Below are 14948 nucleotides of genomic sequence, written 5' to 3' on the forward strand. Positions count from 1 at the left end.
CCACACCATGCAGTGGTCAAGCATCCCCCTACCAACAGGGGCTGTTTACGGCGAGCTTAGTGGAAGTCGGTGCGGAATTTTTCCACCGCAGCCAGCGCGCAGGCTTCGTCCTTGTCGCCCCCCGGCGCGCCGGAAACCCCAATCCCGCCCAAGACAGTACCGTCCGCCTTACGCAGGGTCACGCCACCGGCAATAAACAGGACTTCCGGCACGGTGGCGAGTGACCCGTCAGCCGGGCCGGTCAGCTTGGCAGCGACAAGCTCACTGGTTGTGTTTTTGCCAAATGCCATGCCGTAGGAATAGGCAGTGTACGCCTTGCGGTAGGACACTGACAGCGATTGCAGGGGCACGGTATCCCCCTTGATGACCACCTGCTGGTGGCCTGTGGGGTCCACAACGGTGGCCGTGACTGAAAACCCGTGTTTCGCACAGGTGCTGACGGCGTCTGCCGCCAGTTTTTCAGCCGTCTGCCAGTCCAGCTTCTGTGTGGTGACAAGGTTTGTGGTGGTGGCATGCCCGTAGGGGGCTGTTGCCATGGCGGCAAGGGCTGCCAGCATCAGGGCAGGGGCAGACTGGCGCATGGTCAGAATTCCTCATACGTCGCGGGGTCCTGCCCAAAGGTGCGCCCATCGGGGCGGGCCAGTGTGGCAATCTGCGCCATGTCGTCCGCGCTGAGTTCAAAGTCGAACAGCGAGAGGTTTTCAAGCTGCCGTGCGGGTGATGTCGCCTTGGGCAGCGGTACGGCATCAAGCTGGATATGCCAGCGCAGGATAACCTGCACAATGCTCTTGCCAATCCGCGCGGCCAAAGCCTGTAACACGGGGTCTTGCAGCATGTGGCTGGCGCGGCCAAGGGGGCTCCACGACTGGGTGGCAATGCCGTGGGCTGTGTTAAAGGCGCGCTGCTCGGCTTGCGGGAAGTAGGGGTGCAGCTCAATCTGGTTGACCGCCGGGGTTACGCCGGTTTCGGCAATAATGCGCTCCAGATGGACGGGCAGGAAGTTGCAGACACCAATGGAGCGCACAAGCCCGCGCTTGCGGGCCTCGATCAGTGCGGTCCAGGCCTCAACATACAGGTCCTTGCTGGGGTTGGGCCAGTGGATGAGGTACTGGTCGTAGCTGTCAAGCTGGGCGCGGTAGAGGGATTCCTCAATGGTTGCCAGGGCTTCCTTGTAGTGGTGGTGGCGGCCGGGCAGTTTTGAGGTCACGCGCAGCTCTTCGCGCGCAATACCGGCCCGGCGGATGGCTTCGCCCACAGCACCTTCATTTTCGTAATTGAAGGCGGAGTCGAGCAGCCGGTACCCGGTTTTGATGGCCTGTGCGATGTCGCCCGCACCTGCCGAGCCATTGAGCAGATAGGTGCCAAAGCCGATGGCGGGCATGGTTGCCCCATCATTCAGGGTCACTGTCGGGATCGTTGCTGTGGTCATGTGTCAGCCGCTCCTTGTTCAATTGCTGCCTTACTATAACGGCCAGAACGTATTTGTGTCTGACGAAGGCGGCATCACGGCTGTGTTGGTGGGGGTGGCAAGGGGGCCGGGCGGGCTGTGTGGCCTGCTTTTCTGCGGGTTGGGGCGAGATAGGACGAAGAGAAAAAATATATTCCGATATATCTTGAATTACGATGTATCGGAATATATATCGAAAATTATGAAACATAGACATGGACACGCAGGCGGTCGTTACCGCCAGTTTTTCTCTCCTGACGGGGCAGAGGGTTTTTCCCACCCGCGCCGTCCCCACCACCGCCACGAGGGCGGGCGGCGGGGTGGACGCCACAGATTGTTTGATTACGGAGAAATTCGGCTGCTGGTGCTTGGCCTGATTGCCGAAAAACCGACCTATGGCTACGAGCTGATCCGCGTGATCGGGGAGAAGTTTGGCGGCAGCTATACGCCCAGCCCGGGGGTGATCTACCCCACACTGACCTGGCTGGATGAGGCCGGTTACGTCACGCTTGCTGAGGCTGAAGGCCGCAAGAGCTACCATCTGACCCCGCAGGGGCAGGCTTTTCTGGACGCCAACCGGGCGGCTTTGGAGGAAATTGAGGCCAGAGCCTTGCAGAATGGCGGGCAGGATCAGGCGGGGCGTGGGGGTGTGCCGGTTTCGGTCGCCCGTGCGATGGAAAACCTGCGTACGGCCCTGCGCCTGCGGTTACGCCACGGCGGGCTGGATGCAGAGGCTGCGGAAAAAGTGGCTGCCCTGCTGGACGGTGCCGCACAGGCGGTCGGCCGGGTCTGACCCTGCGGGCATGGGGCCGGGGCAGGGCTGGTTGCCAGCCCCGGTCATGGGCTGGCGGTTATCGTGGCCCCAGAGTTTCTTGCAGTTTTTTGGTATCCAGCGCGTTTTCCCAGCGGGACACAACAATGGTTGCCACCGCATTGCCGATCAGATTGGTCAGCGACCGGCACTCGGACATAAAGCGGTCGATCCCAAGGATAAGCGCCATGCCGCCCACCGGCACGCTGGGCACGACTGACAGCGTGGCAGCAAGGGTAATAAAGCCCGCCCCCGTAACCCCGGCGGCCCCTTTGGAACTGACCATGGCCACCAGCAGCAGGGCCAGTTGCTCCCCAAAGCTCAGATGCACATCGGTGGCCTGGGCAATAAACAGGGCCGCCAGGGTCATGTAGATATTGGTGCCATCAAGGTTGAAGGAATAGCCCATGGGCACCACAAGCCCGACAACCCCTTGGGCACAGCCTGCCTGCTCCATTTTTTCCATCAGCCCAGGCAGTGCTGATTCGGAGGAGCTGGTGCCCAGCACAATCAGCAGTTCTTCACGCAGGTAGGCCAGCAGGCGCAGGATGCGAAAGCCCGAAAACCGCGCCACAGCCCCCAGAATGACACAGACGAACATGATCGAGGTCAGGTAGAAGGCTAGCACCAGCCCGGCCAGATGTACAATGGCCCCCAGCCCGAACTTGCCAATGGTAAACGCCATGGCCCCAAAAGCCCCGATGGGGGCCAGGTACATGACCAGCCGTACCACGCCAAACACCAGCTCCGTCAGGCTGCGGAACAGGCTCAGCACGCTTTCCCCCGTCTTGCCCATCTGCGCCAGGCTGACCCCGAACAGGATGGCCACCAGCAGCACTTGCAGGATTTCACCCGACGTAAAGGCACTGGCCGTGGTGGTGGGGATAATCTGGAGCAGAAAGTCCTGAAAGGAGTGGCCGTGTGCCGCTGCCTGCACAAACTGCGTGACGGATGATGTATCCAGGCTGGCGGGCTGGATATGCATGCCCGCCCCAGGCCGGGCGATATTGGCTACCGCCATGCCCACGGCCAGCGCCAGTGTTGAAAAACACAGGAAGTACAGCATGGCCTTGCCCGCCACCCGGCCTGTCTGTTTCATGTCCGACATGCTGGCAATGCCCGTGCAGACGGTCAGGAAAATGACAGGGGCGATGACCATCTTGATCAGCTTGACAAAGCCGTCACCCAGCGGGCGGAGCATGGTCGCGGTGTTGGGAAAGAACGCACCCACCGCAATACCGGCAATAACCGCAACAAGAACCTGGATATAAAGCGTGTGACCACGCACGCCATGCGACGGGGAGGAAGGAATGGCCACGCTGTTTGGTCTTTCTGTCTGGTGTCGGGCGGTGCGGCCCTTCCCCCCAAAGGGACAGTGCCAGCAGGTGCGGCACGCTAGCGTGCCTGTGCCTAGCGTGAAAAGAGGGCAGACAGGCGGCCCCGTTTAAGGGGGCTGGCGTCGTAACCGCTGATTTCCGGGGTTTTCGGCGGTCACAATACCTTAACAGGACAGATTCTTAAAAATTTTGATACAATTCTGGCAGTAAAATTCTGGAGACGGATGGGAAAACCGATGACGCCAGAGATCGATACAGACACTCTCTCCATTGCCGACCGTGAGCGCGAGCGCGAACGGATGCGGCTTGAGATCATGGATGATCTGGATGAGGAAATCGAACTCGAGCTTCAGGAGGAAGGGCTTGAAAGCGGTGTCGGTCTCAGCCGTCACTCCTTCCGCCGTACCTATTTCCGCGAGCTTGTCCGCCTTCAGTCCGAACTGGTGAAAATGCAGGACTGGGTGCAGGAAACCGGCTACCGGCTGGTTGTGCTGTTTGAGGGGCGCGACGCCGCTGGCAAGGGCGGTGCCATCAAGCGTATTACCCAACGCCTGAACCCGCGTATCTGCCGTGTGGCGGCTCTGCCCGCCCCGACCAACCGTGAAAAAACCCAGTGGTATTTCCAGCGCTATGTGGCGCAGCTTCCCGCCGCGGGGGAAATCGTCCTGTTTGACCGGAGCTGGTACAACCGGGCCGGGGTCGAGCGGGTTATGGATTTCTGCACCGAGGATGAATACGAAGAGTTCTTCCGCTCCGTGCCAGAGTTTGAGCGTATGCTGGTGCGCAGCGGCATTAAGGTTGTCAAATACTGGTTCTCCATCACAGATGACGAGCAGGAAGCCCGCTTCCGCGCCCGGATGGAAGACCCGCTGAAGCAGTGGAAGCTCAGCCCCATGGACCTGGAAAGCCGCAGGCGGTGGGAGCGTTACACCCGCGCCAAGGAAGTCATGCTGGAACGCTCCAGCATTGAGGAAGCCCCCTGGTGGGTGGTGCAGGCCGTGGACAAAAAGCGCGCGCGGCTGAACTGCATCCACCATCTGCTGGCTCAGGTGCCGTATGAGCCTGTGACTAGGCCCGAGGTTGTGCTGCCCCCGCGGGAATACAATGCGGATTACGTGCGCCAGCCCACGCCGGAATCCATGATCGTGCCAGAAATTTACTAACTGCCAGCCTCGCAGTCTTACGGCTGGAGGGCATTGCCAGCCTGACCAGCTTTAATCCTGCGGCGGCCGCGTTTTGTGTGCCGAATACTCAGTCATGCCCCTGCCGGGTTCTCCCGGTGGGGGCATGGCGTTTCTGGGCTTGGGTGTCGTGACTGTGCCGGGGTGGCTTGAACTCAGGGCAGGGCGTTTTTCAGCCACTCTTCCACCGTGTCCACCAGGGCGCGCCCGCTCGCTTCGTCACGCCGGGGGGCATCAAAGCGGGGGCCGAGGCGCAGGCTATAGCGCATGGGCAGGGGTGGTAGCCTGTAAAACCGCCACCCCTGGGACAGGTAGGGGTTGGTGGTTTCAATCAGCACCACCTGCACCGGCAAACGGGTGCGCTGGGCCAGAGCCGCAAAGCCCGGCTGCAAAGGGCTGGGTGCGGTGCCAGCGCGCGAGCGTGTACCTTCAGGGAAGAGTAGAAGCTGGCAGCCTTCATGCAACTGTGTGGTGGCAGGGCCAAGTACTCGCAGCAACGTGTCGTGCCGCACATAACCTGCGGTACGCAAGGTGCTGCCCAGTATGGCGCGGTCCCAGATGGAGGCCTTGGTTACGCAGGACAGGTGCGGCAGGGCAGCCGCAAGGATCAGGCTGTCGAGGCGGGAGGGATGGTTGGCCACCAGAATAATCGGCCCTTCCCCCCGCAGGCTGTCCAGCGCGTGCAGGTCACAGTCCAGAATACCGGCGGCATGCAGGTAGCGCACAGCCAGCCGTGACATGCCATGTAGCCAGCGCCGCCCGGCCTGCCTGCGGCGTGGCCCATCGGGCATAAGCCGCCGCAGCACAAACGCCCCGATATCCAGACACAGGAAGATAACCCCCGTGACGGCAAGGGAGGCATAAAAGCGCAGGCGGGTGCTTGGGGCTGGCTGGGCGGGCATGGGGCTTCAGGGCGCTGGGGCGGCAGGGGGTATGCGGGTGTCAGCTTTGGCAACAGGGACAAGAGAGCGCAGGCCGGTCAAGCGGTCGGGTCACCGTAGCCCCGGCAATACTATGCCCCCATAAGCCTGCCCGCCGAGCCTGTAGGCTCAGGGGGTGGTGTTCATCAGGGTGCGCAGGGTTGCAGCCATGGTGCTGCTGTCCGCCCCGGAATCCACCAGCCCACGGTAGCGTGTCTGCGGGTCCATCAGCACAAACTGGGGGGACATACGCATGGCATAGCCCCAGTCCGGGTCGGTGACCCGCTCAATCGGGGCTTTATACTCTTTTGCCAGATCGATCAGGGAATGGGGGGCGGCTGTCCCCGCCACAACACGGGGGCCGATGGACTGGCCATACTGGCGCAGGCGCTCGGCTTCGTCCCGGTCGGGGTCAAGGCTGACAAAAATAATCACCGCATCCCGCCCGCCGGGGTCCACGGCGTTGAGTGCTGTGGACATGTTGCGCAGGGCCGGGGTGCAGGCGTCGTGGGCGCAGTGGGTTGCCCCAAACAGCACCAGCATCCACCGACCGCGGAAGGTCTGGTCGGTCATGGTGCCGGTTGTGGCGTCCATCAGTCGGAAGGAGCCGCCGGTCTCATTACCGTAGCTGTCCAGCGTAATGCTGTGGTTAAGGGCATAGCGGGTGGCAGCGTAGCCCCCGGCCCCTGCCGCGGCCACAATGGCAGCGGTTATCAGCGCCACGCGCTTTCCTGAAGGTGACATGCGGCTAGTGTGCCTCCGCCCAGTTCTGGCCTATGCCGGTTTCAACAACCAGCGGCACGCAAAGCTGCGCCGCTGCCTCCATGATGGTGCGGGCCTGTGCAGCCACGGCATCTGCCTGGGCTTCGTCCGCTTCAAACAACAGTTCGTCATGCACCTGCAACACCATGCGTGCGGACTCGAGCCCCGCAGCCCGCAGGGCGTCAGGCAGGCGTACCATGGCGCGTTTTATGATATCAGCCGCCCCACCCTGCAAGGGGGCGTTAATGGCCTGCCGCTCTGCGTACTGGCGGCGGGCGGCACTTTTTTCTGCAATCCCAGGCACATAGCAGCGGCGGCCAAAGGGGGTCAGCACATAGCCCTGTGTGCGTGCCTCTTCCTTAACCCGTTCCATATAGTCACGAATACCGGGGTAGCGGGCAAAATAGGCGTCGATATAGGCTTTGGCCTCCCCTGCGGGAATGCCAAGCTGGCGGCCCAGCCCAAAGGCCGAAATACCGTAGATAATGCCAAAGTTGATGGCCTTGGCCCGGCGGCGTGTCAGCGGGTCCATGCCTTCAAGCGGCACACCAAACACTTCCGACGCCGTGCGGGCATGAATGTCCTGCCCCAGGGCAAAGGCCTCCCGCAGGGCGGGAATACCCGCCACATGGGCCAGCAGGCGCAGCTCGATCTGGGAATAGTCGGCCGAAATCAGCCTGCGGCCCGGAGGGGCGACAAAGGCCCGGCGGATGCGTGTGCCTTCCTCCGTGCGGACAGGGATGTTCTGCAGGTTCGGGTCGGAGGAGGATAGGCGGCCCGTGGTGGTAATGGCCATCTGGAACGAGGTATGCACCCGGCTCTGCGTGCTGGTCTGGCGCAGCAGGGCATCGGTATAGGTGCTTTTGAGCTTGGCAAGCTGCCGCCACTCCAGCACACGCACGGGCAGGTCGTGGCCCTGATCGGCTAGATCCTGCAACACGGAGGAATCCGTGCCCCATGCCCCGGCTTTGCCTCGGCGGCCCCCTTTAAGGGCCATTTCATCAAACAGGATTTCCCCAAGCTGCTTGGGCGAGCTGATGGTAAACTCGCGTCCGGCGGCTTCGTAAATGCCCTGTTCCATATCCTTCATGCGGGCTTCAAAATCATCCGACAGGCGGGCCAGTTCGGCACGGTCAACGGCAATGCCGTAGAGCTCCATGTCAGCCAGAACGGGGCCGAGCGGGCGTTCTATCTGCTCGTACAGGGCCAGCGCCTGCTGTGTGCGCAGGGTGGGGCGCAGCACATGCCACAGGCGCAGGGTTACGTCGGCATCTTCCGCCGCGTATTCGGTCGCTTTTTCCACCGCGACCTGCGCGAAGGGAATGCGCGCCCGGCCTGTGCCTGTCACGCTGTCATAGGTAATGGGGGTGTGTTGCAGGTGCAGGGCTGCCAGCTCGTCCATACCCTGCCCGTGCAGCCCGGCGGACTGGCTGTAGGACAGCAGCATGGTGTCATCCACAGGGCCGATGGTGCCGTGGGGAATACCCGCTGTATTGAGCACCAGCAGGTCGAACTTGGCATTATGGAAGATTTTGAGGACCGATCGGTCCTCAAGCAGGGGCCGCAGGATGTCCAGCGCCACCTGTGGGTCCAACTGGTCGCCTGTGGGGGTGTCCAGCATGCCTTCGTGCCGCAGGGGCACGTAACAGGCCTTGCCGGGAGTGCTGGAGAGCGAAAAGCCCAGCAGGCTTGCCGTCAGCGGGTCCAGCCCGGTTGTTTCGGTATCGACAGCGCAAACCCCGACTTCCTGCGCGCGGGTCACCCATGTTTGCAGGGCTTCGGCAGTGCGGACGGTGTCATAGCCCGTATAGGGCGCGCTGGTGACAGCCTCTGCGACCGAGGGTGCAGCGGCCGGGGTGGCCTGCGGGGCAAGGGTGGTGCCGTTGGCGCTGGCATGGGCGTTGGCGCGTGCAGCACGGTGCAGTTGCGCGCCCGCGGCGTGCCCCATGCCCATGCGGGTCAACACCGAGCGGAAGCCCATAAGGGCAAGCCATTCGGCCAGCACAGCGGTATCTGGCTCACGCGTGGCCAGCTCTTCCAGCGGTACGGGCAGGGGAATATCCCGCGCAAGGGTCACAAGCTGGAGCGAAACCCGCGCTGCCTGAGCATGTTCCACCAGCATGTCCCGGCGCTTGGACTTTTTCATGTCCGGGGCGCTGGCCAGCACCTTGTCCAGCGTGCCGTATTCATTAATCAGCGCCGAGGCTGTTTTGGGGCCAATACCGGGCACACCGGGCACGTTGTCGGTGGGGTCGCCCATAAGGGCCTGGACTTCGGCCACCTTGTCGGGCGGGACACCAAACTTGGCCTCGACCTCGGTCGGGCCGATGGGGGTCTGGCGAATGGGGTCCAGCATGCTGACACCGGGGCCAACAAGCTGCATCAGGTCTTTGTCGGACGAGACAATGGTGCACGTGCCCCCAGCCGCGCGGATGGCGGTGGCGTAGGAGGCAATCAGGTCGTCCGCCTCCCAGCCCGGCAGTTCAATCCCCGGTACGCCAAAGGCCTGCGTGGCGTCACGGATCAGGCTGAACTGGGGGCGCAGGTCTTCCGGCGGGTCGGGGCGGTGGGCTTTGTACTGGGGATATATTTCTGAACGGAAGGTCTGGCGGCTGGCATCAAACAGCACGGCCAGATGTGTTCCCGCGTGTTCGCGCAGCAGGCGGGCCAGCATGGTGGTAAAGCCATAAACCGCGTTGACGGGCACCCCTTCGGGGCTGGTCATGGGGGGCAGGGCATGAAAGGCGCGGAAGATAAAGCCGCTGCCATCTACCAGTACCAGGTGTGGGGTGTCTGTCATGATCGGGCCAGCCGGAGGGTAGGAGGAACAGGCGGGAAAAACAGCATGGTGATGGGGATATGCCCCTTGCGTCTGGTTGTCCAGCGCGTAGGGCGGCACCCGGAAACCCCCTTGGCGCAGGGCTGGGGCAGGGGGTGCAAGAGTGGTGCTGCCATGCTGTGGCGGGGTAGCGGGGCTGCTGCCGCCAGATATGTCAAAGCTGCGGGCCCGTGCGGGCCGCCGCGCAACGCGGGTGGTTGCGCGGCAGGAGCATGGGCTGGCAGGTCAGCCGACGACCTTGACCCAGTCATGCGGGTCTGCCGTGCGGCCGAACTGGAGGTCGCACAGGGTCTGGCGCAGGCTGCTGGTGATGGGGCCAGCGGTTTTGCCGTCGCCAATGGTGCATTCCCCACGGGTGCTTTTGAAGGCGCCAATGGGGGTGACCACGGCGGCTGTGCCACAAGCAAACACTTCCTTTAGGCGGCCTGCGGTGGCGTCGGCATAAAGCTGGTCGATGGCGTAGGGTTCTTCCCGCACGGTCAGGCCACGGTCACGCGCCAGGGTCAGCAGGGAGTCCCGCGTGATGCCGTGCAGGATGGTGCCGCTGGCCAGCGGTGGGGTCAGCAGTGTGCCGTCCTCAAACACCATCATGACATTCATGCCGCCCATTTCTTCCAGCCAGCGGCGTTCCAGCGCATCGAGGAACAGCACCTGGTGGCAGCCGTGGGCCTTGCCCTCCATCTGGGCGTTCAGGCTGGCGGCATAGTTGCCCCCGCATTTGGCCGTGCCCGTGCCCCCGCGAGAGGCCCGGACCGAGTTTTCCTCCACCCACACGGACACCAGCCCGGAGTCGGCGGAGAAGTAGTCACCCGCCGCGCAGGCAATGACGATGAACTTGAATTCAGCCGCCGGTTTCACGCCCAGCGCGGCCTCGGTCGCGATCATGAAGGGGCGGATATACAGCGTGCCGACATCCGGTGCGGGGACCCAGTCGCTGTCGATGCTGACAAGCTGGGTCACTGCTTCCAGGAACAGGTCTTCGGGCAGGTCCGCCATGGCCATGCGCTCGGCCGATTTGCGGAACCGGCGGGCATTGGCTTCGGGGCGGAACAGCAGGATGCGGCCATCGGGCGCGCGGTAGGCCTTCATGCCCTCAAAAATTTCCTGCGCGTAGTGCAGCACGGAGGCAGCAGGGTCCAGCAGCAGGGGCTGGCGGGGCAGGATTTCGGGCGAATGCCAGCCCCGGCCTTCGGTATAGGTGACAACAGCCATGTGGTCGGTAAAGGCCCGGCCAAAACCTGGGTTGGCCAGAACATGCGCGCGCTCGGCGGCGGAAATGCCATCGGTCTTGCGGGTGATTGTGAAGGCTGTGTCGGGGGCAGTGGTCATGGGGTGTGGCGTCTCCACGGCGCTGGGGTCTGGACCAGTGGGGTCATGGGGTTGCGTCGGCGGCCTGTCTGGGGGCAGGCATGGCGTTGCAGACACCCTGCCTCATGGCTCCGGCGGAGGTCTTCCCTATCATGTTCATGGCGGCTGTGCCAGAGAGGGAGGGCGGGCGCGCGTGCCGGGGTGGCGCGGCCCTGTTCCGCTTTCCGCTTCCATTGACGGCGTATGGTGTCATGCCCCAATCCCTTTTCAATCAGAGTTATGCTTCCCTGCCAGAGCGCTTTTATGCGCGGCCAGCCCTGTCGGGTGTGGCTGCCCCAAAGCTGATCCGGCTGAACACGCCTTTGGCTGAAAGCCTGGGCCTGGACCCCGCCTGGCTGGCCGGGCCGCAGGGGCTGGCCATGCTGTCGGGCACGGCCATGCCGCCTGGGGTGGACCCGGTGGCGCAGGCGTATGCGGGGCACCAGTTTGGCTATTTCTCGCCCCGTCTGGGCGATGGCCGCGCCCTGCTGCTGGGGGATGTGCGTGACAGTGCGGGCCATGTGCGCGAGATCCAGCTCAAAGGCTCCGGCCCCACGCCGTTTTCCCGCAGGGGGGACGGTCGCGCCGCCCTTGGGCCTGTGCTGCGCGAATACCTGATAAGCGAGAGCATGGCTGCTCTGGGTATCCCCACCACGCGGGCGCTGGCCGCGCTGGCAACGGGTGAGTGGGTGCAGCGTGAAACGCCTTTGCCGGGGGCCATTCTGGCGCGTGTGGCCTCCAGCCATCTCCGGGTGGGCACGTTCCAGTATTTCATGTTCCTCAAGGACACGGAGGGGCTGCGGCTTCTGGCCGACTTTGCCATTGCCCGGCATTGCCCCGACGCGGCTCAGGCACCCCGGCCCTATGTTGCGCTGCTGGCGCATGTTGTGGCGGCGCAGGCGCGGCTTGTCGCCCAGTGGATGCTGGTTGGCTTTATCCACGGGGTGATGAACACCGACAACATGGCCATCTCGGGCGAGACGATCGACTATGGCCCCTGCGCCTTCATGGACCATTACGACCCCGCCACCGTATTCAGCTTTATTGATGAGCAGGGGCGCTATGCCTACACCAACCAGCCCACGATAGCGCTGTGGAACCTGACCCGCCTGGCCGAAACCCTGCTGCCGCTGCTCAGCCCTGTGGAGGCTGAAGCTCCGCCACTGGCGAGGGAGGTTCTGGCCACGTTCAACACCCAGTTTCATCAGGCGTATTTTGGTGGCCTGCGTGCCAAGCTGGGCCTGCGGGAAGAGCATGAGGGGGACGAAGCCCTGTTTGCGGCCCTGCTGGAAACCATGGCCCGCACCGGGGCAGACTTTACCAACACCTTCCGCGCCTTGAGTGATGAGGACGTGCTGGCCGGGGCCATGCCCGCCACCCTGCCTGAGGCCTTTGCTGACTGGCTGGCGCGCTGGCGTTTGCGGGCGGCGCAGGAACAGCCCGCCCCCATACAGGAGCGGGCGGCAGGGATGCGGGCGGTCAACCCCTGCTACATTCCACGTAATCACAAGGTTGAATCCATGATTGCCGCCGCCGTCGGGCAGGGTGATTACGGCCCGTTTGAGGAGATGCTGAGCGTGCTGTCCCGCCCTTACGAGACCCAGCCAGGGCGTGACTCCTTTGCCGCACCCCCGTTGCCGGAGGAGCGTGTGCGCAACACATTCTGCGGTACATAAGCCCGCAGGGTGCGTTGCGTAAAAGCAACACTGTGGGAATGACGCTTTAAAACGATATACTATCGTATATCACAATATAAAATATTCCTCTATCGGTGCTTTGAAAATAGCACCGATAGAGGATGTATGATGTTGCTACGGCGTCGCGCAGGTCTGGGTCTTTGGCGGCTTTCTCTCACCTTGCGGCGGGGTCTTGCCCTGGGTGTCGCTGTGGGCGCGATGCACTGTCCTTCTGCCGGGGCCTGGGCGCGCGGGTATGATGCAACACCCACCCAGCAGGCCGACAGCAACGCGGAGCAGGTGATTGTGACCGGCACGCGTGATCCTTCGCAGACAGCGCGCCACTCGGTCAGCCCCGTGGTAGTGGTGTCGGGCGAGCAGCTGCGGGCCACGGGCATGACCGATATCCGCGACGCGCTGACCCAGCTTGTGCCCTCGGTCAGCAGGCAGGTCATGGGGCTGGATCAGGGCTCGCTGACCGATTCACTCAGCCTGCGCGGGCTGAATGCCGACCAGACCCTTGTGCTGGTCAATGGCAAGCGCCGCCATACCACGGCGGCCCTGTCGTTTGACGGCGGGCCACAGCAGGGCACAACCCCGGTGGATATGGACATGATCCCCATGTCCGCCATCGACCATATTGAAATTCTTGAAGATGGCGCATCCGCCCAATACGGCTCGGACGCCATTGCCGGGGTGATCAACATCATCCTCAAATCCAACAAGAGCGGCATTACGGCGCAGGCGGTCAACGGCGGCTATTATGCGGGGGATGGGTTTACCACGGGAGAAATCTTCAACGCCGGGATGGACCTGGGCGGGCGCGGGTTCCTCAACGTCAGTGCCGAGGTCAAGCACCAGGACCGCACCGTGCGTGTGGGGGCCGACAGCCGCACAGGCCAGAAAGACAATGCAGCCATAGGCTCCCCCCAGGTCACGCGTGAAGGGATTGCCGTCAACTTCGGCTATCACATCACCCCGGATATCGAGATTTATTCCTTCGATACCTATACCCATAGGGATGCCGAACGCTGGGCCTACCTGCGGACCGCCAGCAGTCTGCCGGAGGTCTACCCCACGGGCTACACCCCCACCCAGACCATGCCCGATGATGACTTTGGCGTAACCGTGGGTGTGCGGGGCAAAAAGCTGGCAGGCTGGAGCTGGGACCTCAGCACAACCTATGGTGAGGACCACGATAGTCTGGGCCTGTACAATTCAGCCAATATCGACCTGTACCATGCCACGGGCTACACGCCGCAGCGCTTTCACATCGGGTCGTTCAGCAACAGCCAGTGGACAACCAATTTTGACCTGCGGCGGTCCTTTAACGTGCCGTTGCTGGCCAAGCCGCTCAACCTGGCCCTGGGGGCGGAATACCGTTACGACAGCTACGCTATCGGGCAGGGGGACGCGGCCTCCTACGCCTATACCGGATCGCAGGGGTACCAGGGTCTGAGCCCGGCCAATGTCGTTAACGCCAGCAGGGATGTGACGGCGGGCTATATTGATGTGTCCACGCAGTTGCTGCCCAAATGGCAGGTCGATTTTGCAGGCCGGTTCGAGCATTACACCGACGTGGGAGATACCGAGACCGGCAAGGTGTCCTCCCGCTATGACTTCAACCGCTTTTTTGCCATTCGTGGCACGGTCAGCAACGGTTTCCGGGCGCCGACTCTGGCGGAGGAGCATTACGCCAATATCGTCACCAGCCCCAGCTACGCCAACGCGCAGTTGCCTGTCAGCTCGCCCGGTGCGCGTTACCTGGGGGCCAGTGCGCTCAAGCCCGAGCGTTCAACCAACTTCAGTGCAGGCTTCCTGCTCAACCCGCTGCGGTCGCTGCATATTACGCTGGATGCCTACCAGATTTCGGTCAGGGACAGGATTGTTGATGGCGCGGCCTATAACGGGCAGGACGCCATGACCGCGCTGGCGCTGGACGGGGCCTCCGTTCAGGAAGGCATCGACCCGACAGCAGTATCGGCACAGTATTTTACTAACGGGGCCAGCACCCGCACACGCGGTATGGACATAACGGCCACGTATGACACCAACTTCGGGCGCTACGGTAAGGTCCGGTGGGATGCCGCCGTTAACTTCACCCACACCAGCCTGACCAATGTCGGGCGCGATGCAAACGGCAACTCTCTGGTCAACGCCCAGCAGGCGGCGTATCTGACCACCGCATACCCGGCCAACAAGCTGATTTTTGGCGGGGCATGGCGGCTGGGCCGGTGGGATGCCAGCGTGCATGAAATCCGCTACGGCCATACGACATCGCAGTTGACGTATTATACTGGCCCCAATGCGTTTTCTGTCACCAATTTCATGGAATTTGTGAACAGCCCGCGCTGGGTCACCAATCTGGAGGTGGGGTACCAGCTAACCCCTATCTTCCATATTGCTCTGGGGGCGAACAATGTGGGCAATGCCTACCCCCGCCGCCTGCCGTCCGAGGTCTCGTATCTCAATGTTGCGCGGTATGACACCTATAGCCAGCAGCTTGGGCAGGATGGGGGCTTTTATTACCTGCGCCTGAACCTGAAACTCTGAAAGTGTTGAGTCAGACAACTGTCTGATCAAAAAAGATAAAAGCTTTTGGGTGTCGCCTTTTTCAAAAAGGCGATG

The 14948-nt window shown here is 62.7% G+C and carries 12 protein-coding genes; 4 read left to right on the forward strand and 8 right to left on the reverse strand.

Features of this window, described 5'->3' with window-relative positions; genetic code table 11:
- Nucleotides 1-56 precede the first annotated feature (56 nt).
- Together FLP30_RS05980 and FLP30_RS05985 are read right to left on the reverse strand one after the other, a co-directional pair.
- On the reverse strand, nt 57-536 hold the full coding sequence (locus tag FLP30_RS05980) for a GlcG/HbpS family heme-binding protein (protein ID WP_246856628.1): 480 nt from the start codon (nt 534-536) through the stop codon (nt 57-59).
- Between the two features lie 47 nt (nt 537-583).
- Nucleotides 584-1429: an aldo/keto reductase gene (locus FLP30_RS05985; protein WP_149279008.1), complete on the reverse strand. Its 846-nt coding sequence runs from the start codon at nt 1427-1429 to the stop codon at nt 584-586.
- Between the two features lie 220 nt (nt 1430-1649).
- Here FLP30_RS05985 and FLP30_RS05990 point away from each other — a divergent pair, with 220 nt between their 5' ends.
- Nucleotides 1650-2240, forward strand: coding sequence for a PadR family transcriptional regulator (locus FLP30_RS05990; protein ID WP_149279009.1), 591 nt, complete (start codon nt 1650-1652; stop codon nt 2238-2240).
- Nucleotides 2241-2298: 58 nt separating this feature from the next.
- Here the strand turns inward: FLP30_RS05990 and FLP30_RS05995 are convergent, their stop codons facing one another.
- Nucleotides 2299-3576 (reverse strand): dicarboxylate/amino acid:cation symporter, encoded by a 1278-nt coding sequence (locus FLP30_RS05995; RefSeq protein ID WP_149279010.1) that lies wholly within the window; start codon nt 3574-3576, stop codon nt 2299-2301.
- A 255-nt stretch (nt 3577-3831) separates the two neighbouring features.
- Here FLP30_RS05995 and ppk2 point away from each other — a divergent pair, with 255 nt between their 5' ends.
- Nucleotides 3832-4758: a polyphosphate kinase 2 gene (ppk2, locus tag FLP30_RS06000; protein WP_149279011.1), complete on the forward strand. Its 927-nt coding sequence runs from the start codon at nt 3832-3834 to the stop codon at nt 4756-4758.
- 173 nt (nt 4759-4931) lie between these two features.
- Here ppk2 and FLP30_RS06005 read toward each other — a convergent pair whose 3' ends face one another.
- From FLP30_RS06005 to FLP30_RS06025, 5 genes are all read right to left on the reverse strand, one after another.
- Nucleotides 4932-5678, reverse strand: coding sequence for a lysophospholipid acyltransferase family protein (locus tag FLP30_RS06005; RefSeq protein WP_149279012.1), 747 nt, complete (start codon nt 5676-5678; stop codon nt 4932-4934).
- 147 nt (nt 5679-5825) lie between these two features.
- Entirely contained in the window at nt 5826-6440 is a 615-nt protein-coding gene (locus tag FLP30_RS06010) for an SCO family protein (RefSeq protein WP_149279013.1), read from the reverse strand.
- A gap of 4 nt (nt 6441-6444) precedes the next feature.
- A complete protein-coding gene (gene polA / locus FLP30_RS06015; protein WP_149279014.1) occupies nt 6445-9258 on the reverse strand; it encodes a DNA polymerase I in 2814 nt (937 codons plus the stop codon).
- Nucleotides 9255-9548: a hypothetical protein gene (locus FLP30_RS06020; RefSeq protein ID WP_149279015.1), complete on the reverse strand. Its 294-nt coding sequence runs from the start codon at nt 9546-9548 to the stop codon at nt 9255-9257. The genes polA and FLP30_RS06020 overlap by 4 nt, the downstream gene beginning before the upstream one ends.
- A complete protein-coding gene (locus tag FLP30_RS06025) occupies nt 9523-10626 on the reverse strand; it encodes a branched-chain amino acid aminotransferase (RefSeq protein ID WP_149279016.1) in 1104 nt (367 codons plus the stop codon). The genes FLP30_RS06020 and FLP30_RS06025 overlap by 26 nt, the downstream gene beginning before the upstream one ends.
- Nucleotides 10627-10856: 230 nt before the next feature.
- Here FLP30_RS06025 and FLP30_RS06030 point away from each other — a divergent pair, with 230 nt between their 5' ends.
- Both FLP30_RS06030 and FLP30_RS06035 read left to right on the forward strand, forming a co-directional pair.
- Nucleotides 10857-12320, forward strand: a complete 1464-nt coding sequence (locus FLP30_RS06030) for a protein adenylyltransferase SelO (RefSeq protein WP_149280252.1) — start codon at nt 10857-10859, stop codon at nt 12318-12320.
- A 126-nt stretch (nt 12321-12446) separates the two neighbouring features.
- Nucleotides 12447-14873 carry a TonB-dependent receptor plug domain-containing protein gene (locus tag FLP30_RS06035; RefSeq protein ID WP_246856613.1) on the forward strand — a complete coding sequence of 809 codons (2427 nt, stop codon included), beginning with the start codon at nt 12447-12449 and terminating at the stop codon, nt 14871-14873.
- The last annotated feature ends 75 nt before the right edge of the window (nt 14874-14948 follow it).

It is taken from the genome of Acetobacter vaccinii (genome assembly GCF_008365315.1).
Lineage (GTDB): Bacteria > Pseudomonadota > Alphaproteobacteria > Acetobacterales > Acetobacteraceae > Acetobacter > Acetobacter vaccinii.

What these genes read in the sequence shown, in the direction of transcription:
- FLP30_RS05980 (WP_246856628.1), bottom strand. Translation starts at nt 536, where the DNA reads ATGGCAACAGCCCCCTACGGGCATGCCACCACCACAAACCTTGTCACC.
- FLP30_RS05985 (WP_149279008.1), bottom strand. Translation starts at nt 1,429, where the DNA reads ATGACCACAGCAACGATCCCGACAGTGACCCTGAATGATGGGGCAACC.
- FLP30_RS05990 (WP_149279009.1), top strand. Translation starts at nt 1,650, where the DNA reads ATGAAACATAGACATGGACACGCAGGCGGTCGTTACCGCCAGTTTTTC.
- ppk2 (WP_149279011.1), top strand. Translation starts at nt 3,832, where the DNA reads ATGACGCCAGAGATCGATACAGACACTCTCTCCATTGCCGACCGTGAG.
- FLP30_RS06005 (WP_149279012.1), bottom strand. Translation starts at nt 5,678, where the DNA reads ATGCCCGCCCAGCCAGCCCCAAGCACCCGCCTGCGCTTTTATGCCTCC.
- FLP30_RS06010 (WP_149279013.1), bottom strand. Translation starts at nt 6,440, where the DNA reads ATGTCACCTTCAGGAAAGCGCGTGGCGCTGATAACCGCTGCCATTGTG.
- polA (WP_149279014.1), bottom strand. Translation starts at nt 9,258, where the DNA reads ATGACAGACACCCCACACCTGGTACTGGTAGATGGCAGCGGCTTTATC.
- FLP30_RS06020 (WP_149279015.1), bottom strand. Translation starts at nt 9,548, where the DNA reads ATGACTGGGTCAAGGTCGTCGGCTGACCTGCCAGCCCATGCTCCTGCC.
- FLP30_RS06025 (WP_149279016.1), bottom strand. Translation starts at nt 10,626, where the DNA reads ATGACCACTGCCCCCGACACAGCCTTCACAATCACCCGCAAGACCGAT.
- FLP30_RS06030 (WP_149280252.1), top strand. Translation starts at nt 10,857, where the DNA reads ATGCCCCAATCCCTTTTCAATCAGAGTTATGCTTCCCTGCCAGAGCGC.
- FLP30_RS06035 (WP_246856613.1), top strand. Translation starts at nt 12,447, where the DNA reads ATGATGTTGCTACGGCGTCGCGCAGGTCTGGGTCTTTGGCGGCTTTCT.